This is a genomic window from Variovorax sp. ISS6, assembly GCF_056523145.1.
Genome location: NZ_JAWRZC010000001.1, coordinates 3,850,166 through 3,868,848 on the forward strand (window position 1 = coordinate 3,850,166; position 18,683 = coordinate 3,868,848).

Genomic DNA, 18,683 nt, shown 5'->3' on the forward strand with positions numbered 1-18,683 from the left:
ATATCGACAGTGAAGAAATGAAGGAACAGAGAGCTTGAACGAAGTCGTGATCTACACCGATGGTGCCTGCAAGGGCAATCCCGGCCCCGGGGGCTGGGGCGCCTGGCTCAAGTCGGGCCCCACCGAGAAGGAGCTGTTCGGCGGCGAGCTGAACACCACCAACAACCGCATGGAGCTCACGGCCGTGATCGAGGGCCTGGCCGCGCTCAAGCGGCCCTGCAAGGTCACGCTCTACCTCGACAGCCAGTACGTGCGCCAGGGCATCACCGAGTGGATCCGCGGCTGGAAGGCCAAGGGCTGGCTCACCTCGACCAAGCAGCCGGTGAAGAACGTCGAGCTCTGGCAGCGGCTGGACAAGCTGGTGCAGGAGGGCGGCCACGCCATCGAGTGGCGCTGGGTCAAGGGCCATTCGGGCGACCCGGGCAACGAGCGCGCCGACATGCTCGCCAACAAGGGCGTGGACAAGGCCCTCGGCCGCGGCTGAGCGCGCGGCGACTACGGGTCAGCCCTCAGAGGGAAGCGGGGCCCGCGCGCTAGAGTGCGCGGGCAAGCCTCGGCAAGGGCATGGATGTTGCTTGAGGCGTTGCGACGGCCATCGAGAGATGGTTTCCAACCCTTCGCTCGCAGCATGCACCTCGACTACTCCACCGACACGGTCGACGACGGCCAGCGCTTCGAATACTGGAGCGACGTGGTGTGCCAGCACCTGATTCCGGCCAAGAGCGTGGTGCCCGACCGCGAGCATTTCAACGCGCGCTTCCGGCTGCGCTCGCTCGGCAAGCTCGCGCTGGCCGAGATGTCCTCGCCGCGCCATGTCTGGGAGCGCGATGCCCAGCACCTGCGCAGCGGCCCCAACGAGGACTTCATGCTGAGCCTGATGGTGTCGGGCCACGGCGTGCTCTCGCAGTCGGGGCGGGAAGTGGTGCAGCGCAACGGCGACATCGTGCTCTACGACGCCGCGCGGCCCTTCAGCTTCGACCTCGCGCCCGAGTCCACGCTGCTGGTTCGCATTCCGCGCCGGCAACTGCTGTGCCGCTTTCCCGAGGCCCACAACCTCACGGCGATGCACCTGGCCGAGGGCCATCCCACGGCGCGGCTGCTCGGCCACATGATCCGCGAGGCGGCGAGCCTCGAGCTCTCGGGCAGCGAGGCCATGGAGGCCAGCCTCGCGGGCTCGATGCTCGACATGCTCTCGGCCGTGCTGCAGGTGCAGAGCGACGGCGCCGAGGCCGCGCTGTCCTCGCATGCCCAGCTCTACCAGCGCACGCGCGAGTACATCGCCGCGCACCTCGACGACTGCGAGCTCGACGTGGAGCAGATCGCCGCGGCGCAGCACGTGTCGGCGCGCACGCTGGCGCGCGTGTTCGCCGAATACGGCAGCACGCCGATCCAGCACCTGTGGAAGCAGCGGCTCGAGGCCAGCCACGCGGCGCTCAGCGAAGGCCGGGTGCGGCAGGTCACGCAGGCCGCGTTCCAGCACGGCTTCAGCGACCTCTCGCATTTCTGCCGCGTGTTCAAGAAGGCCTACGGCGTGACGCCGCAGACCCTGTTGCGCCGCCACTGAGCGCGGCACTCCGCGGCTGGCGGTTCCAGCCCATCGCGATGGCAGGCGCAGCCAAGCCGCGAACCGCGTCGTTGCCTATCGTGAAGCCAGCCCCCAGACGGGCGCTTCACGCAAGGAAACGACGATGCCTTCCCCCTCATCCGCCCCCTCCGATGCCCCGCCGGCGATCGACACCGCCGCGCTGGCGCGCTGCGCCGGCCTCGACCTGAGCCCCGAGCGGCTGGCCGCGGTCGATGCCGTGCTGCAGGCCTGGATTCCCGCCGCCAATGCGCTCAGCGCGCAGATGAGCGATCCCGCGCGGCAGGCGCTGATGCCGGTCACGGCTTTCACGCATGCGCACGAGCTGCCGGAGGAGGGCGCATGAACGACATCGCGAACCTGGGGCTGGCCGAAGCGGCGCGGCTGGTGCGCGCGCGCAAGGTCTCGCCGGTGGAACTGGTCGAGGCCTCGCTCGCGCGCATCCGCGCCCACGATGGCGTGCTCAGGTCCTTCATCACCGTGTTCGAGGAACAGGCGCTGCAGGTCGCGCGCGCGGCCGAGATGCTGTCGGCCGCGGGCCACGAGCTCGGCCCGCTGCATGGCGTGCCGCTGGCGCTCAAGGACAACGTCGCGCTGCGCGGCAGCCGCACCACGGCCGGCAGCAAGCTGCTGGCCGACTGGGTGCCCGAGGCCGACGCCACTGTCGCCACGCGGTTGCGCCAGGCCGGCGCGCTGTTCATCGGCAAGACCAACATGCACGAGTTCGCCTGGGGCGGCACTTCGGCCAACCCGCACTACGGCGCGGTGCGCAACCCCTGGGACACCGATCGCTTCCCGGCCGGCTCCAGCGGCGGCTCGGCCGTGGCGGTGGCCGCGCGCCTGTGCTTCGGCGCCATCGGCACCGACACCGGCGGCTCGATCCGGCTGCCCTCGGCCATCAACGGCATCGTCGGGCTGCGGCCCACCTATGGCCGGGTCAGCAACCACGGCGTGATCCCGCTGGCCTGGAGCATGGACACGGTGGGCCCGATGGCCCGCAGCGTGGAGGACTGCGCGCTGATGTTCGGCGCCATCGCGGGCTTCGATCCGAAGGACGCGGCCAGCGCGCCGCGCGCGGTGGACGACTACCTGCAGGACCTCGAGGGCGGCTGCCGCCACCTGCGCATCGGCATCGTGCCGGGCTACTTCTTCGAGCACCTGCAGGCGCCGGTGCACGACGCCGTGAAGGCCGCGATCGCGGCCTTCGTCGAACTGGGCGCGCAGGTGGTCGAGGTCGACATCGGCCACATCCACGGCAACATCTCGGCCCAGCTCACCATCGAGTCGGCCGAGCCCAGCACCTACCACCAGCGCAGCCTGCGCGAGCGGCCCGGCGACTACGGCGACGACGTGCGCACCCTGCTGGAGGCCGGCGAGATGCTGCTGGCCACCCACTACCTGCAGGCGCAACGCTACCGCGCGCTGCTGCGCGCCGAGTTCCTCGAGGCCTTCCGCCGGGTCGACGTGTTCGTCTGTCCCTCGCTGCCCTTCGCGGCCACGCGCATCGGCGAAACCAGCGTGGAGATCGAGCCGGGCCGGCCCGAGGACATGCTGTCCGCGATCATGCAGTTCACCGGCGTGGCCAGCCTCACGGGCCTGCCCTCGCTCAACGTGCCCTGCGGCTTCGATCCCGACGGCCTGCCGATCGGCATGCAGCTGATCGGCCGGCCCTTCGCCGAGGCCGCGCTGCTGCGCGCGGCCCATGCGTTCCAGCAGGCCACCGATTTCCACCGCCGCGCGCCCGCGCTGGTCTGAAAGCGCCAACCCACCCATCGACTGGCCGCGCCAGCACATCGCGATGGCGCTGCGAGCCAAGCCGCGAAGGCGGCGCTTCTATACCTTCGATGTCGGCGTCTTCCTACAGGCCGCCCCCTTTTCCATCCCCAACGAACGGAGCCTCCACACCATGCCGAACACCGATCTGCAATACCTCGAACTGCTCGAAGTCGGCCGCCTGATCCAGTCGAAGGAACTCTCGAGCGTCGAGGTCACGCAAGCCCAGCTCGATCGCATCGGGCAGGTCGACGGCGGCCTGCGCAGCTATGTGCGCGTGATGGCCGATTCGGCGCTGGCCGAGGCCAAACGCGCCGACGCCGAGATCGCGCGCGGCGAATCGCGCGGCCCGCTGCACGGCGTGCCGGTGGCGGTGAAGGACCTGTGCTGGACCGCGGGCGTGCCCACGGCCGCCGGCATGACGCTCTACCAGGACTTCGTGCCCGAGGTCGACGGCACCGTGGTGCGCAAGCTGCGCGAGGCCGGCGCGCCGATCCTCGGCAAGCTGCAGCTCACCGAGAGCGCCTATGCCGACCACCATCCGAGCGTGTCGCCGCCGGTCAACCCATGGAACGCGGCGCACTGGCCGGGCGTGTCCTCGAGCGGTTCGGGCGTGGCCACCGCGGCGGGCCTGTGCTACGGCTCGCTGGGCACCGACACGGGAGGATCGATCCGCTTTCCCTCGGCCGCCAACGGCCTCACGGGCCTGAAGCCGACCTGGGGCCGCGTGAGCCGCCATGGCGCCTTCGAGCTCGCCGCCACGCTCGACCACATCGGCCCGATGACGCGCAGCGCCGCCGATGCCGGCGCGATGCTCGGCGCCATCGCGGGCGCCGACGCGAACGATCCCACCGCCAGCCTGCTGCCGGTGCCCGACTACCTGGCCGACATCGGCCGGGGCCTGGCCGGGCTGCGCGTGGGCGTCGACCTGCGCTGGGCCACCGAGGGCGTGGACGCGCCGACGCGCGAGGTCTTCGATGCCGCGGTTGCCGCGGTGAAGACGCTGGGCGGCGAACTGCGCGAGGTGCGCTTTCCCGATCCGGCGCAGGCGCTGGCCGACTGGTTCCCGCTGTGCGGCATCGAGGCCGCGGTGGTGCACGAGAAGACCTATCCGGCGCGCAAGGAGATGTACGGCCCGGCCGTGGCCGGCCTGATCGAGCTGGGCCTGGCGCAAAGCGGCACCGACTACCAGAAGATCGTGCTGCACCGCCACGACTTCAGCGGCCGCGTGCGCGCGATGTTCGAGGACATCGACCTGCTGTTGATCCCGGCCACCGGCATCGCCTCGCCGACCATGGAGCGCATGGCGCAGATGGGTGTCGACGCCGAGCTGATGGCCGCGATGCTGCGCTACACCTGCCCTTTCGACATGACCGGCAGCCCCACGATCACGCTGCCCGGCGGCTTCACGCCCGCGGGCATGCCGGTGGCCTTCCAGTTCGTGTCGCGCCACTTCGACGAGGCGCTGCTGGTGCGCGCCGGCGCGGCCTTCCAGCAGCTCACCGACTGGCACCGCCGCCACCCCGCGCTGTGAGCGCCGCGGGCTTCCCATTCCTTCGTTCTCCCTCGTTCTTTTTCTCTTCCCTCGAAAGCACCACCATGACACTACGCAATGCGCTTCTCTCCCTGGGCTGCACGCTGGCGCTGGCCACCTCGGCGATGGCCGCCGATCCGCTGAAGATCGGCCTGATGGAAGACGTCTCGGGCGACCTCGCCGTGCTCGGCAAGCCCAAGCTCAACGGCTCGCTGCTGGCCGTGGAGGAGATCAACAAGGCCGGCGGCATCATGGGCCGGCAGATCGAGCTGATCCATCTCGATCCGCAGGGCGACAACGCGCGTTACCAGGAGTTCACGCGGCGCCTCCTGAGCAAGGACAAGGTCGACCTGCTGATCGGCGGCATCACCTCGGCCTCGCGCGAGGCGGTGCGCCCGATCGTCGACCGCACGCAGACGCCGTACTTCTATACCAACCAGTACGAGGGCGGCGTGTGCGACGCCAACATGATCAGCATGGGCGCGGTGCCCGAGCAGCAGTTCTCCACGCTGATCCCCTACATGGTCCAGACCTTCGGCAAGAAGGTCTACGTGGTGGCGGCCGACTACAACTTCGGCCAGATCTCCGCCGAGTGGAACCGCACCATCCTCAAGGACCTGGGCGGCACCGTGGTGGGCGAGGAGTTCATCCCGCTGGGCGTGTCGCAGTTCGCGCAGACGATCCAGAACATCCAGAAGGCCAAGCCCGACTGGCTGCTGATGCTCAACGTGGGCGCGGCGCAGGACTCCTTCTTCGAGCAGGCCGCGGCCGCCAAGCTGAACCTGCCGATGGGCTCGTCGGTGAAGGTGATGCTGGGCTTCGAGCACAAGCGCTTCGCGCCGCCCGCGCTCAACCGCATGCATGCCACGGCCAACTGGTTCGAGGAGATCGACACGCCCGCGGCCACCGAGTTCAAGAAGCGCTGGCATGCCAAGTTCCCGAACGAGCCCTACATCAACGACATGGGCTACAACGCCTACAACGCGCTCTACATGTACAAGACGCTGGTCGAGAAGGCCAAGTCGACCAAGCTGGCCGACCTGCGCAAGGTGATCGCCGCCGGCGACGCCTGCATCGAGGCCGCCGAGGGCAAGGTCTGCATCGATCCCAAGAGCCAGCACGTGTCGCACCAGATGCGGCTGATCTCGGTCGACGACAAGCATGCGGTGAAGGTGCTCAAGGACTACGGGACCATCCAGCCCTACTGGCTCGGCCAGATCGGCTGCGACCTGACGAAGAAGAACGACCGCAAGCAGTACACGCCCTCGGACCTGCCGAAGAAGTCCTGAGCGCGTTTGCAGCAGCCAGCCACTGACCGGGAGCCGCGGTGTTCGCCGAAATCTTCTCCTTCCTCTACCAGTTCGCCGACGTGTTCGCGTTCCTCATCCTCTCGGCGGCCGGCCTGGCCGTGGTGTTCGGGATGATGGGCGTGATCAACATGGCGCACGGCGAGTTCATCATGTGCGGCGCCTACGTCACCGTGGGCCTGGTGCACGGCGGGCTGCCGCTGCCGCTCGCGCAGCTGTGCGGCACGCTCGCGGCCGGCCTGATCGGCATGGCCGTGGAGTGGAGCCTGGTGCGCAAGCTCTACAAGCGGCCGCTCGACTCGCTGCTCGCCACCTTCGGCCTGAGCCTGATCGTCACGCAGGGCATGCTGCTGGTGTTCGGCTCCACGCTCGCGGGCGTGGGCACGCCCGAAGGCAGCTTCAGCGTGGGCGGCTACAGCTTCTCGGTCTACCGGCTGGTGCTGTTCGCGGCCGCGGTGGCGGTGCTCGGCGGCATCTACCTGGTCTTCATGCGCACCCGCTTCGGCGTGCATGCGCGCGCCACCATGCAGAACGCCTCGATCGCGCAGGCCACCGGCGTGCGCGTGGGCCGCGTGTACGCGCTGAGCTTCGGCATCGGCGCCGGTCTCGCGGGGCTGTGCGGCGCGCTCTATGCGCCGACCATGACCCTGATCCCGACCATGGGCGCGGCCTTCCTGGTCGAGAGCTTCGTCACGGTGGTGGTGGGCGGCGCCAACGTGCTGCTGGGCACCGCGCCGGCCGGCATCCTGCTCGCGGTCATCCGCACCGGCCTCAACGGCTGGGGCGGCCAGATCGTGGGCCAGATCGGAATGCTGCTGGCGGTGATCGTGGTGATCCGCATCCTGCCCGAAGGGGTGTCGGGCTGGCTGGCCCGGCGCACCCGCTGAACGGCGTCTTCCCCTGCACGGAGTCCTTCTCGCATGTTCCAACTCATCAACGGGCCGCAGACGCTGGGCGCCAGCCGCGTCTTCTGGCTTCCCTTCCTCGCCGTGCTGGTCCTGGTGCTCGCGTACCCGGCCGTCGCCGATTCCTACGACGTCGGCAACATGGCGTACCTGCTGACCTGGACCTTCATGGCCATGGGCCTGTGCCTGGTCTGGGGCTACGGCGGCATGCTGTCCTTCGGCCAGACCTTCTTCTTCGGCGTGGCCGGCTACGGCTACGGCGTGCTGGCCACCAACCTGGGCGGCGAGTCGGGCACCACCTTCCTCGCGCTGGCGCTGGCCCTCGGCCTGGCCGCGCTGGCGGCGGCGGTGCTCGGCTACTTCATGATCTGGGGCCGCGTGGGCGGCGTGTTCTTCGGCATCGTCACCTTGTCGGCCACGCTGGTGCTGGCCTTCTTCCTCGGCCAGACGGCCGGGCCCGAATGGCACATCGGCAACGCGCGGCTCAACGGCTTCAACGGCATGAAGGACATGGCGCCGCTGAACATCCCGTGGTTCGGCGGCGAGCCGCTGTTCTTCGAGGGCGTGGCGCTGTACTACCTGGTGGTGGCGCTGATCCTCGTGGTCTACCTGGGCCTGCGCATCCTGCTGAACTCGCGCTTCGGCAACGTGGTGGTGGCGGTGCGCGAGGACCCGCAGCGCGCCGAGCTGCTCGGCTACGACGTGCGCAAGTACCAGCTCGCCACCTTCGTGATCGGCTCCGCGCTGGCGGGCCTGAGCGGCGTGCTCTACACCTCCTGGGGCCAGTTCATCACGCCCGCGAGCATCGGCCTGCCGGCCGCGGCGATGCCGATCGTCTGGGTCGCGTTCTCGGGCCGTGGCGACATCACGGCCACGCTGGTCGGTTCCTTCCTCGTGCTCTGGGCCTTCCAGGCGCTGACGGTCTACAGCCAGCAGGCGGCGCTGCTGCTGATGGGCGCGATGCTGCTGTGCACCGTGATGGTGGCGCCGCAGGGCTTCGTGATCGGCGTGGCGAACGTGGCGCGGCGGCTGTTCGCGCGGCGCGGCGCAACCAAGGCCGCGGCGCCGTCGAAGCTGCCCGAAGCCACGACCGCGGAGGTGCGCGCATGAGCGAGGTCTTGTTGCAGACCCACGGCCTGTCGAAGCGCTTCGGCGGCCACGCGGCCGTGTCGGAGGTCGACCTCTCGGTGCGCCGCGGCGAGATCCATTGCCTGATCGGGCCCAACGGCGCGGGCAAGAGCACGCTGTTCAAGCTGATCGTCGGCACCCACGAAGCGAGCGAGGGCCGCATCGAGTTCCAGGGCCGCGAGGTGACGGACGAGCGGCCCTATCAGCGCGTGCAGCAGGGCATGAGCATCAAGATGCAGGCGCCCAGCGTGTTCCGCGAACTGCCGGTGCGGCAGAACATCCACATCGCGCTGCAGCACCATGCGCGGCTGGCCGAGCTGCGGCGCGAGGAGGACCGGCTGCTCGAGCTGCTGGACCTCGCGGCCGATGCCGACAAGCCCGCGGGCGAGCTGGCCCACGGCCAGCAGCAGTGGCTGGAGATCGGCATGGCGCTGGCGCTCAAGCCGGTGCTGCTGCTGATGGACGAGCCCACGGCCGGGCTGTCGCCCGAGGAGACCTTCAAGACCGGCGAGCTGATCCAGAAGCTCAATGCCGAGGGCATGACGGTGCTGGTGGTCGAGCACGACATGGCCTTCATCCGCCAGATCGCGCAGCGCGTGACCGTGCTGCACTTCGGCAAGGTGTTCGCCGAGGGCTCGATCGCCGAGGTGATCGCCGATCCGCGCGTGGCCGAGATCTACCTGGGGAAGACGCATGAACACCACTGAGACCGTGCTCGAGATCCGCGGCCTGCAGGCCGGCTATGGCGCCACGCCGATCCTCCAGGGCGTCGACCTGGCGGTGGGCAAGGGCGAGATCGTGGCGCTGATCGGGCGCAACGGCGTGGGCAAGACCACCACCATGCGCTGCCTCATGGGCCTCTTGCGCACGCGCGGCGGCGGCATCCGCTTCCTGGGGCGCGACATCGAGACCCTGGCCAGCGATGCGCGCGCTCGGCTGGGCATCGGCTATGTGCCGCAGGGGCGCGAGGTGTTCCCGCGCATGACGGTGGCCGAGAACCTGATGGTGGGCGAGCTGATCGGCGGCCCGCGCGGCCGCAAGCAGCCCGAGCTGGTCTACCAGTACTTCCCGCGCCTGGCCGAGCGGCGCGACCAGCTCGCGGGCACCATGTCGGGCGGCGAGCAGCAGCAGCTCGCCATCGGCCGCGCGCTGGTGGGCAACCCGGCGCTGATGCTGCTCGACGAACCCTCGGAGGGCATCCAGCCCTCGATCGTGCAGCTGATCTGCGACGTGCTGCGCGCCATCCGGCGCGACCTCGGCACCACCATCCTGTTCGTCGAGCAGAACCTCGACACCATCCTCGACGTGGGCGAGCGCGCCTACGTGATGGAGAAGGGCCGCATCGTCGGGCGCATCGAGCCCGGCGCCATGAACGCGCAGGCGGTGCGCGAGCACCTCTCGCTGTGAAGCAACCAAGAAGGAGACCCAATCCATGAGCTGGCTCGAACGATCGATCATGCAGACGCGCGGCGAGGGCCGTGCGCGCAGCGTCGCCACCCACGAACTCACCGAGGCGAAGCAGGGCACCTACCACTTCACCATCGGTCCCTACACCCAGCCCGTGCTGACGGTGAAGCCCGGCGACCGCATCGTGGTCGAGACGCGCGATGCCTTCGACGGCAAGGTCAAGACCGAGCAGGACCTGCCCTCGAAGGTGCTGACCATGCCCTTCGTCAATCCGCAGAACGGCCCGATCATGGTCGAGGGCGCCGAGCCCGGCGACGCGATCGCGGTGCACATCGAATCGATGGCGCCGCGCGGGCCCAACCCGCGCGGCACCTGCTGCATGATCCCGGACTTCGGCGCGCTGAGCGGCACCGCCTTCACCGCGCTGCTGAACCAGCCGCTGCCCGAGACCGTGCGCAAGATCGATGTGGACGAGGAGGGCGTGTACTGGAGCAAGCGCGTCACGCTGCCGTACCGCCCGCACATCGGCACCCTGAGCTGCTCGCCCGAGCTCGATTCCATCAACAGCCTCACGCCCGACCAGCACGGCGGCAACATGGACCTGCCCGACATGGGCCCGGGCAGCATCACCTACCTGCCGGTGCGCACGCCGGGCGGGCGGCTGTTCATCGGCGACGCCCATGCCTGCCAGGGCGACGGCGAGGTCTGCGGCACCGCGGTCGAGTACCCGAGCCTCACGACCATCCGCGTCGACCTGATCAAGGGCTGGAAGCTCGAGTGGCCGCGGCTGGAGACCGAGGCCATGATCATGGCCATCGGCAGCGCCCGCCCGCTCGAGGACGCCACCCGCATCGCCTACAAGGAACTGGTGCTGTGGATGGAGGCCGAGTACGGCTACGACCGCTGGGACGCCTACATGATGCTGAGCCAGTGCGGCAAGGTGCGGCTGGGCAACTTCGTGGATCCGAAGTACACGGTGGGGGCGGGGATCTCGAAGGAGTATCTGGCGCCCTGAGTCCCCTCAGGCCGCGGGCCTGGCGCGCCGCCTCGGCGCCATCGTCGCGGCCGCGCGCCGCACCGCCTCGGCGAACTCGGCCAGGATCGGCGGGCGCTCCATGCCGTCGCGGCGGAAGAACAGCCCGAAGGACGGCAGGCTCACCTTCGGCGCGATGGCGAGCCGGCGCACGCCGCCGCGCGCGATCTCGTCGATCGCATGCTCCAGCCGCACCGCGCACAGCAGCGACGGATCGCGCCGCAGCACCGCGCCGACCGTCACCGACGACAGGGCCTCGACGACCGGCATCGGCGGCGTCGCGCCATCGTTGAGGAAGGCCGTCATGAAGGCCTGCCGCACCAGCGTTTCGCGCGGCGGCAGCACCCAGGAAGACTGGGCCAGGTCGGCCCAGCGCAGCTTGCGCCGGGCGCCGTCGTCGTTGCCGGCGTAAGCGGTGGATGCGAGCACGCAGAGTTCGTCCTCGAGCAACACCACGGGCTCGAGCCGCGGCGCGATGTCGCTCGCGGACAGCTCGGGCGTGATGGCGCCGAAGACGCAGTCGAGCTCGCCCTCGAGCAGCCGCTCGATCAGTTCGTGGACGCGGCCCTCGCGCAGCAGCACGGCGGCGCCCGGCAGCCGCCGGCGCAGCTCGGCGATGGCGGCGGGGATGGTGGCGGTGACGGAGGGCGCGCCGACCCGCAGCACCGCCGCGGCGCCGCCCTGCAGCGCGTCGACGTCCTCGGTGGCACGCGAGAGTTCGTTGAGCACCGCCCGCGCGCGGAACACCGCGCTCGCGCCCAGCGCGTTGGCGTGAATGCCCTGGTGGCTGCGCTCGAACAGCCGCGCGCCGAAGCAGCCCTCGATCTCGCCGAGCATCTTGCTGATCGCGGGCTGGCTCAGGTGCAGCCGCGCCGCCGCGCCGCGCATGGTGGCGGTCTCGGAGAGCGCGGCGAGCAGTTCGAGGTGCCTCAGGCGAAGCTTGCGCACGAGATGGTGGGTCTTGGCGTCCATGGGCGGTCCCGGTGTCGGAGGCGATAGCTGATCGTGATCGCTCCCTCACGATTATCGAATTTTCAAGAATAGGGGAAGGGGATAAGGTCCGGGCCGATGAATACCGAGACAACGACAGAGACAACCGGTCCGGCGGCACCGCTTTCGGGCGTACGCGTGATCGACATGGGACAGTACATCGCCGGCCCGGGCGCGGCGATGGTGCTGGCCGAGCTGGGCGCCGAGGTGGTGAAGATCGAGCCGATCGCGGGCGACCAGGCGCGCCACATCGGGCGCTACGGCGAGTCGATGATCCGGGCCTACAGCCGCGGCAAGCGCTCGATCGCGCTCGACCTCAAGAGCGAGGCCGGGTGCGCGGTCGCGTGGCGGCTGATCGAGGGCAGCGACGTGCTGATCCAGAACCTGCGCCCGGGCGCGGTGGAAGCCCTGGGCTTCGGGCCGGAGCCGGTGCGCGAGCGCTTCCCGAGGCTGATCTACCTCTCGATCTCGGGCTTCGGCAACCGCGGGCCCTCGAGCGCGCGTCCCGGCTACGACGTGGCCGCGCAGGCCGAGAGCGGGCTGATGTCGGTGACGGGCGAGCCGGACCGGCTGCCGCAGAAGGTGGGCGTGCCGGTCATCGACGCGGCCGCGGGGCACCTGGGCGCGCAGGCGGTGCTGGCGGCGCTCTATGGGCGCACGCGCACCGGCCGGGGCGAGACGCTGCGCACCTCGCTGCTCGAGGTGGCGCTGCACCTGCAGGCCACCACCTGGTGCGACTACCTGGGCGGCGCGCCCGAGCCGACGCGCATCGGCGACGGCCAGCCGAACAACGCGCCGGCCGCGGAGGTGGTGCCCACGCGCGACGGACACATCGTGCTGTCGGCCTATGCGGACGAGCACTGGGCGCGCTTCTGCCGCGTCGTGGGGCGCGAGGCGCTCGCGGACGATCCGCGCTTTCGCAGCAACGCCCTGCGCGTGCGGCATCGCACCGAACTGCGCGCGGTGCTGCGCGAATGCCTGTCCGCGTTCACGAGCGAGGAGTGCGTGGCGCTGCTGAGCCGCAACCAGATCGTCGTCGGCGCGGTGCGCAGCTACCGGCAGGTGCTCGACAGCGAGGACGTGCGGGCCAGCGGCATGCTGGTCGACGCGGTCGCGGCCGACGGCAGCCGCTACCCCTCGCTGGCGCTGCCCTACAGCCTGGGCGAGGCGCCGCGCGCCCGGCCGCGCGCCGCGTCCGCCTGTGGCGAGGACACCGACGAGGTGCTGGGCGCGTTGGGCTTCGGCGCGCAGGAAATCGCCCAACTGCGCCGCGATGGCGCCGTGGCCTGAGCGCCGGATGAGAGAGGAAAACGCCATGGACACGTTCACGCAAGAAGGCGAAGCCGCCGTCGTCCAGACGCTGCCGCTGTTCGAGATGATGCGCATGCGCGCCGCGACCACCGCGCGCCGCCATCCGCGGCTGGGCTTCGCCGCGACGGAGCCCGGCACCGGGATGCGCTGGGTCAACCAGTTCACCCACACGCACCGCCGCCTGGGGCCGGAGGACCGGGAGGTGGTGAGCCCGAACAACGACACCGTCTACAGCAACGCCTGGCTCGACCTCCGCGAGGGGCCGGTGGTCATCGAGTCGCCCGACATGGGCGAGCGCTACTGGACGCTGGGGCTGCTCGATGCCTGGACCAACCCCTTCGCCTACGTGGGGCGGCGCACCACCGGCAACCGGGCGCAGCGCACGCTGGTCCATGGGCCGGGCTGGCGCGGCACCGTGCCCGCGGGCATCACGCACACGATCCGCGCGGCCGGCGACGACGTCTGGCTGATCGGCCGCATCCTGGTGGAGGACGACGGCGCCGATGCCGAGCGCGTGCGCGCGCTGCAGGCGGGCTTGCGGCTCGTGCGCCTCGATGGCGCCGACGCGGCGATGCGCGTGGACACCGTGCTCGACGGCCGCGACACGCGCATTCCCGCGCCCGACCTGTATCGCCAGGTCGTGGACGCCGCGCTGCGGCGCAATCCCGTGCCCGAGGGCGAGCGGCTCGCATGGCCGCCCGCGGCCGGTGCGCTCGAGGCCGCGCTGCCGGCCGTCTACGAAGGCCTGCGCAACGCCGGCCAGCCGCACGACCTGGGCGGCGGCTGGGCCATCCCGGTCATGGTGCGCACGCACTGGGGCGACGATCTGCTGACGCGCTCCCGCATCGCGCGCAACTTCATCGGTGCGCTCGGCATCGACGAGGCGATGTACCCGACGGCGGAGGTCGACGCGCGGGGCGAGCCGCTCGATGGCTCGCGGCGCTACGAGCTGCGCTTCGCGCCGGGCCGGGCCCCGAAGGTGGGCGCCTTCTGGTCGCTCACGATGTACCGTCGCAGCGACTGCCTGTTCGTGGCCAACCCGATCGCGCGCTACTCGATCGGCGACCGCACGCCGGGCCTGCGCCACGAGGCCGACGGTAGCCTCGCGATCCGGCTGCAGGCCGACGATCCGGGGTCGGGCGCGAACTGGCTGCCCGCGCCGCGCGACGAGCGCTTCTATGTCGTGCTGCGGCTCTACCAGCCGCATGCCGACCATCTGGCGCTGCGCTTCGACTATCCGCCGATCCGACAGGCCTGAGACGCGACGAACGAACACACTTAGAAAAATGGAGACGACACGCATGACGACCCTGAACCGCCGCCATCTTCTCGCCGCGGCCGCCGGCCTGGCGCTGCCCTGGAGCGCGCCGGCTTTCGCGCAGGCCTGGCCCGCGCGGCCGATCCGCATGATCTCGCCCTACGGCGCGGGCGGCTCCAACGACATCCTCACGCGCGTGCTCGGCGACTTCCTCGGACGCCGGCTGGGCCAGGGCATCGTGGTCGAGAACAAGGCGGGCGCGGGCACGCGCATCGCCAACGACTTCGTGGCCAAGGCGCCGCCCGACGGCTACACGCTGCTGCATGCGGCCGCGCCGATCGCCATCGGCGAGGCGCTGTACAAGGACCTGCCGTACGACGTGCACAGGAGCTTCGCCGCCATCGCCAGCACCGCGATCGCCCCGCTGTTCCTGGTGGTCAATGCCCAGGCGCCATATCGCACGCTGGCGGAATTCGTGAAGCATGCGAAGGCGCAGCCCGGTGGCGCCACCTTCGGCTCGCCGGGCGCGGGCTCCGCGCCGCACCTGACGGCCGAGCTGCTGCTGCGCGCCGCGGGCGCCAAGGGCGTGGTGGTGCAGTACCGCGGCGACGCACCGGCCTACACCGAGCTGCTGGCCGGGCGCATCGACGCCACGCTGACCGCCATCTCGACCGCGGTGCCGCACATCCAGGCCGGCAAGCTGCGGGTGCTGGGCGTGGCCAACGAGGAGCGTTCGCCGCTGTACCCCGATGCGCCCACGCTGCGCGAACAGGGCCTGCCCTCGGTCGTGGGCTACGGCTGGTACGGCATGCTGGCGCCCGCGGGCACGCCGGCGGCGGTGGTCGAGCGGCTCAATGCCGAGATCAACGCCGCCGTGGCCGACGCGGACGTGCGCCGCAAGGCCGAGGCCGCGGGACTGCAACTGCGTGGCGGCAGCGCCGCCGAGTTCAGCGCGTTCATCGGCAGCGAGACGCGCAAGTGGGCCCAGATCATCAAGGCCGCGAACATCACGGCCGAGTGAGCTAGACCACGCCGTCGAACATCATCACGTCGACCTCGTCGCCCGCCGCCACCGGGCCCTGGTCGTGGTGCAGCACCACGAGCCCGTTGGCCTCGACCATCGAACTGAGCACGCCCGAGCCCTGGTTGCCCGCCACCCGCACCTCGGGCAGCGCGCCGGGCACCGACTGCACGAAGCCGCGCTGGTACTCGGTGCGGCCCGGCTTCTTGCGGATCGGCCCGAGGCTGCGCGCGCGCAGCAGCGGCGGGTGCGCGGCGGCCGCGGCATGGCAGCCCATCATGCGCAGCAGCGCGGGCCGCACGAAGGCGAGGAAGGTGACCATCACGGCCACGGGATTGCCGGGCAGGCCGAACAGCACGGCCGCTTCGTGGCCCTGGGGCTCGCGCGGGATCAGGCCCACGGCCATCGGCCGGCCCGGGCGCATCGCGACGCGCCAGAAGGCGATGTCGCCGAGCTGCTGCATCACGTCGCGCGTGTGGTCGGCCGCGCCGGCGCTGACGCCGCCGCTGGTGACGATGGCATCGGCCTCGCGCGCCGCGCGCTGCACGGCGGCCGCCAGCGAGGCGGGATCGTCGCGCACCAGGCCGAGGTCGATGACCTCGCAGCCCAGCCGCTCGAGCAGGGCGGTGACGGTGTAGCGGTTGCTGTCGTAGACCGCGCCCTCGCGCGGCGCGTCGCCGACCTCGAGGATCTCGTCGCCGGTCGACAGGCAGGCCACGCGCAGCCGCCGCAGCACCGGCACGCCGGTCAGGCCCAGGCTCGCGACCATGCCGAGCGCGGCCGGCGACAGCCGCTGGCCGCGGCGCAGCGCGGGCTGGCCCTGCATCAGGTCCTCGCCCGTGAGGCGCCGGTTGTCGCCGCGGCGCACCACGCGCGCGGGGAAGCTCAGGCGATCGTCCTCGACGCGGCAGAACTCCTGCGGGATCACGGTGTCGAGCCCGGCGGGCATGACGGCGCCGGTCATGATGCGCACCGCGTCGCCCGCGGCCAGCGCGCCGCGCCAGGTGGCACCGGCCAGCGCGGTACCGACGATGCGCAGCGAGACCGAGGCATCACTGGGCGCGTCGTCGCGCAGCAGCGCGCCGTCGAAGGCGAAGCCGTCCATGGCGGAGTTGTCGTGCGGCGGCACGCTGACGGGCGAGACGATGTCCTCGGCCAGCACCCGGCCGAGCGCCTGGCGCAGGCCGAGCTGCTCGCGCTGGGCGACGACGGCGCCCTCGACCAGCCGCTCGATGAAGCCGCGCACGCCGTCGACGCCGAGGTCCTGGGGGTCGTGGCAGGCGAGGCCGGCGGCGATGTCGGCGATGCGGCCCATCGGTGCGCTCATCCGCCGATGTAGCTCATCTCGACGCGGCGCTGCGCCTGGGCGCCGCCGTCGTCGGGGCCGCGCAGCGCGCGCAATTCCGAGTAGCGGTCGGCGCGGCCCTGCCAGACATGGCCGATGGCCGAGGCGATCTCCTCGTCGCTGGCGCCGCCGCGCAGCAGCGGGCGCAGGTCGTGGCCGGCGCTCGCGAACAGGCACAGGTAGAGCTTGCCTTCGGTCGACAGCCGCGCGCGGCTGCAGTCGCGGCAGAAGGCCTGCGTGACGCTGCTGATGACGCCGATCTCGCCGCGGCCGTCGGCATAGGCCCAGCGCTGGGCGGTCTCGCCGGCCACGCTGGCCTCGAGCGGGCGCAGCGGGAATTCGGCGCCGATGCGCGCGACCACCTCGGCCGAGGGCAGCACCTCGTCCATGCGCCAGCCGTTGGTGGCGCCGACGTCCATGTACTCGATGAAGCGCAGCACGACCCGGCCGTCGAGCCGGTCGCGGAAGTGGCGCGCCATCGGCAGGATCTCCTGCTCGTTGGTGCCGCGCTTGACCACCATGTTGACCTTGATCGGGCCCAGGCCCGCGGCATGCGCGGCCTCGATGCCGGCGAGCACGTCGGCGACGGGAAAGTCGACGTCGTTCATGTGGCGGAACACGGCGTCGTCGAGGCTGTCGAGGCTCACGGTCACGCGCTGCAGGCCGGCGGCCTTGAGCGCGGCGGCCTTGCGCTTGAGCAGCGAGCCGTTGGTGGTGAGGGTGAGCTCGAGCGGATCGCCCGCGGGCGTGCGCAGCGCGGCCAGTTGCTCGATCAGGCCCTCGATGTTCTTGCGCAGCAGCGGCTCGCCGCCGGTCAGCCGGATCTTGCGCACGCCGTGCGCGGCGAACTGGCGCGCCAGCCGCGTGATCTCCTCGAAGCTCAGCAGCGCGCTGTGCGGCAGGTACTGGTAGTCCTTGTCGAACACGTCCTTCGGCATGCAGTAGCTGCAGCGGAAGTTGCAGCGGTCGGTCACGCTGATGCGCAGGTCGGTCAGCGGCCGGCCCAGGCGGTCGTGCAGCGCGCCGGTGGCGGGCAGCGCGATCCCGGGCACGGCGAGGGCCGCGCGCTGGCGGCCGATCTCGGCGATCGGGATGACGGTGCTGTGGCTGCTGCGGGTGTTCATGGGGCGGAAGCTCCGATTTTGCGCCATGGGCCAAGGGCCCGTGCCGCGCAGGCTACTGGATCGCGCCGCCGCGGACCTTGCCCGCGGTCAAGCTTCGGCGATTCGGGGCCGGTTCAGCCGCGGCAGAGCTTGAGGTTGGTGCGGGTGGCGCGCACCACGGGCAGGTAGATCTCGGCGTCGGCCGGCGGGTACTCCTCCTGGATCTTCTCGTCGCTCTTGCCCGCGCTCTCGGCCAGCGGCGCCAGGGTCCGCAGGCAGGCGGCGCGGTCGCCGAGCTTGTACTGGGTCAGCGCGAGGTCGTTGCGCATCCAGCCCTTGCTGATCCAGTCCAGGGTCTTGTCGCATTCGGTGAGCACCGGCGCCAGCGTGGTGAGGGCGGCGGCGTAGTCGCGCGCGTCGTAGCGGCGCTTGAAGCCCTGGCGCGAGGCGGCCACGGCCTTGTCGGTGCAGGCCGGGGCCGGGCGGGTGTAGGTGCCCTCGAAGGTGGCGCGGGCGCCGCAGCTGTCGCGGCACTGGTCGGCGCCGTTGGTGCCGACCTTGACGGTGCCGCCGTCGACGCTGAAGTTCACCACGCAACTCGAGTCGTCGAGCTTCGCCGTGCCGCGCGCCAGCGTGCCGTCGAGGGCACAGGTGTGGGCGTTGGCGCCGATGGTCGTGATGTCGAAGTGGCCGTTGGGCTTGATGCGCAGCGCACCGTTGCCGCCCTGGTAGATGTATTCGCCGGGCGGCGGCGAGGCGAACTCGGCGCGGGCGAGGCCGGCGGCGGCGAGCGCGAGCACGGGAAGGAGGCGGACGAAGGGCAGGGGGCGTGGAGCGTTCATCGGGCGTTCTTTGCGCAGGCGGCGACGGCCCGGCCAGTGTATCGGCCGCGCCCCGCCTGGCGGGTTCTCGCCATTCCCATACAGCCTGTCTGGACATGGACAATGCGAACAATTATCATTTGTACGCCTGAGTACGTAGCGAAT

General features: G+C 71.0%; 18 protein-coding genes. 14 read left to right on the forward strand and 4 right to left on the reverse strand.

The genetic code is table 11. From position 1 onward, the window contains the following. Positions 1-34 precede the first annotated feature (34 nt). The 11 genes from rnhA (at position 35) to AC1HIL_RS17895 (ending at position 10,651) form a co-directional block, all read left to right on the forward strand. The gene (rnhA, locus tag AC1HIL_RS17845) at positions 35-484 is read left to right on the forward strand and encodes a ribonuclease HI (protein WP_057594204.1); all 450 of its coding nucleotides are present in this window, start codon (positions 35-37) and stop codon (positions 482-484) included. 144 nt (positions 485-628) lie between these two features. Then, on the forward strand, positions 629-1,564 hold the full coding sequence (locus AC1HIL_RS17850; RefSeq protein WP_064262248.1) for an AraC-like ligand-binding domain-containing protein: 936 nt from the start codon (positions 629-631) through the stop codon (positions 1,562-1,564). Positions 1,565-1,688: 124 nt separating this feature from the next. Then, entirely contained in the window at positions 1,689-1,928 is a 240-nt protein-coding gene (locus AC1HIL_RS17855; protein ID WP_093341346.1) for a hypothetical protein, read from the forward strand. Beyond that, the gene (locus tag AC1HIL_RS17860) at positions 1,925-3,337 is read left to right on the forward strand and encodes an amidase (RefSeq protein WP_479672354.1); all 1,413 of its coding nucleotides are present in this window, start codon (positions 1,925-1,927) and stop codon (positions 3,335-3,337) included. Before AC1HIL_RS17855 ends, AC1HIL_RS17860 begins: the two co-directional genes overlap by 4 nt. A 151-nt stretch (positions 3,338-3,488) precedes the next feature. Further along, a complete protein-coding gene (locus AC1HIL_RS17865; protein WP_479672355.1) occupies positions 3,489-4,889 on the forward strand; it encodes an amidase in 1,401 nt (466 codons plus the stop codon). A gap of 65 nt (positions 4,890-4,954) precedes the next feature. Continuing rightward, entirely contained in the window at positions 4,955-6,178 is a 1,224-nt protein-coding gene (locus AC1HIL_RS17870; RefSeq protein ID WP_057592525.1) for an urea ABC transporter substrate-binding protein, read from the forward strand. A gap of 38 nt (positions 6,179-6,216) precedes the next feature. After that, positions 6,217-7,083, forward strand: coding sequence for an ABC transporter permease subunit (locus AC1HIL_RS17875; protein ID WP_057592524.1), 867 nt, complete (start codon positions 6,217-6,219; stop codon positions 7,081-7,083). Between the two features lie 33 nt (positions 7,084-7,116). After that, complete coding sequence (locus tag AC1HIL_RS17880) at positions 7,117-8,211, forward strand: branched-chain amino acid ABC transporter permease (RefSeq protein WP_057592523.1); 1,095 nt, start codon at positions 7,117-7,119, stop codon at positions 8,209-8,211. Beyond that, positions 8,208-8,936: an ABC transporter ATP-binding protein gene (locus AC1HIL_RS17885; protein WP_057592522.1), complete on the forward strand. Its 729-nt coding sequence runs from the start codon at positions 8,208-8,210 to the stop codon at positions 8,934-8,936. The genes AC1HIL_RS17880 and AC1HIL_RS17885 overlap by 4 nt, the downstream gene beginning before the upstream one ends. Beyond that, entirely contained in the window at positions 8,923-9,636 is a 714-nt protein-coding gene (locus AC1HIL_RS17890; RefSeq protein ID WP_479672356.1) for an ABC transporter ATP-binding protein, read from the forward strand. The genes AC1HIL_RS17885 and AC1HIL_RS17890 overlap by 14 nt, the downstream gene beginning before the upstream one ends. Positions 9,637-9,661: 25 nt before the next feature. After that, the gene (locus tag AC1HIL_RS17895) at positions 9,662-10,651 is read left to right on the forward strand and encodes an acetamidase/formamidase family protein (protein ID WP_479672357.1); all 990 of its coding nucleotides are present in this window, start codon (positions 9,662-9,664) and stop codon (positions 10,649-10,651) included. A 6-nt stretch (positions 10,652-10,657) separates the two neighbouring features. Here AC1HIL_RS17895 and AC1HIL_RS17900 read toward each other — a convergent pair whose 3' ends face one another. Then, on the reverse strand, positions 10,658-11,641 hold the full coding sequence (locus AC1HIL_RS17900; protein ID WP_479672358.1) for a LysR family transcriptional regulator: 984 nt from the start codon (positions 11,639-11,641) through the stop codon (positions 10,658-10,660). Between the two features lie 96 nt (positions 11,642-11,737). Between AC1HIL_RS17900 and AC1HIL_RS17905 the strand changes: the two genes are divergently transcribed. The 3 genes from AC1HIL_RS17905 to AC1HIL_RS17915 are packed head-to-tail and all read left to right on the forward strand — an operon-like array spanning position 11,738 to position 15,249. Then, positions 11,738-12,949, forward strand: a complete 1,212-nt coding sequence (locus tag AC1HIL_RS17905; protein ID WP_479672359.1) for a CaiB/BaiF CoA transferase family protein — start codon at positions 11,738-11,740, stop codon at positions 12,947-12,949. Positions 12,950-12,974: 25 nt separating this feature from the next. Further along, positions 12,975-14,228, forward strand: a complete 1,254-nt coding sequence (locus AC1HIL_RS17910; protein WP_479672360.1) for a DUF1254 domain-containing protein — start codon at positions 12,975-12,977, stop codon at positions 14,226-14,228. Between the two features lie 43 nt (positions 14,229-14,271). After that, positions 14,272-15,249 carry a Bug family tripartite tricarboxylate transporter substrate binding protein gene (locus AC1HIL_RS17915; RefSeq protein WP_082321776.1) on the forward strand — a complete coding sequence of 326 codons (978 nt, stop codon included), beginning with the start codon at positions 14,272-14,274 and terminating at the stop codon, positions 15,247-15,249. 1 nt (position 15,250) lies between these two features. Here AC1HIL_RS17915 and moeA read toward each other — a convergent pair whose 3' ends face one another. The 3 genes from moeA to AC1HIL_RS17930 form a co-directional block, all read right to left on the reverse strand. Then, positions 15,251-16,564, reverse strand: coding sequence for a molybdopterin molybdotransferase MoeA (gene moeA / locus AC1HIL_RS17920; RefSeq protein WP_479672498.1), 1,314 nt, complete (start codon positions 16,562-16,564; stop codon positions 15,251-15,253). Between the two features lie 8 nt (positions 16,565-16,572). Then, the gene (gene moaA, locus AC1HIL_RS17925; protein WP_479672361.1) at positions 16,573-17,718 is read right to left on the reverse strand and encodes a GTP 3',8-cyclase MoaA; all 1,146 of its coding nucleotides are present in this window, start codon (positions 17,716-17,718) and stop codon (positions 16,573-16,575) included. A 113-nt stretch (positions 17,719-17,831) separates the two neighbouring features. Next, positions 17,832-18,539: a hypothetical protein gene (locus tag AC1HIL_RS17930; protein ID WP_479672362.1), complete on the reverse strand. Its 708-nt coding sequence runs from the start codon at positions 18,537-18,539 to the stop codon at positions 17,832-17,834. Positions 18,540-18,683 lie beyond the last annotated feature (144 nt).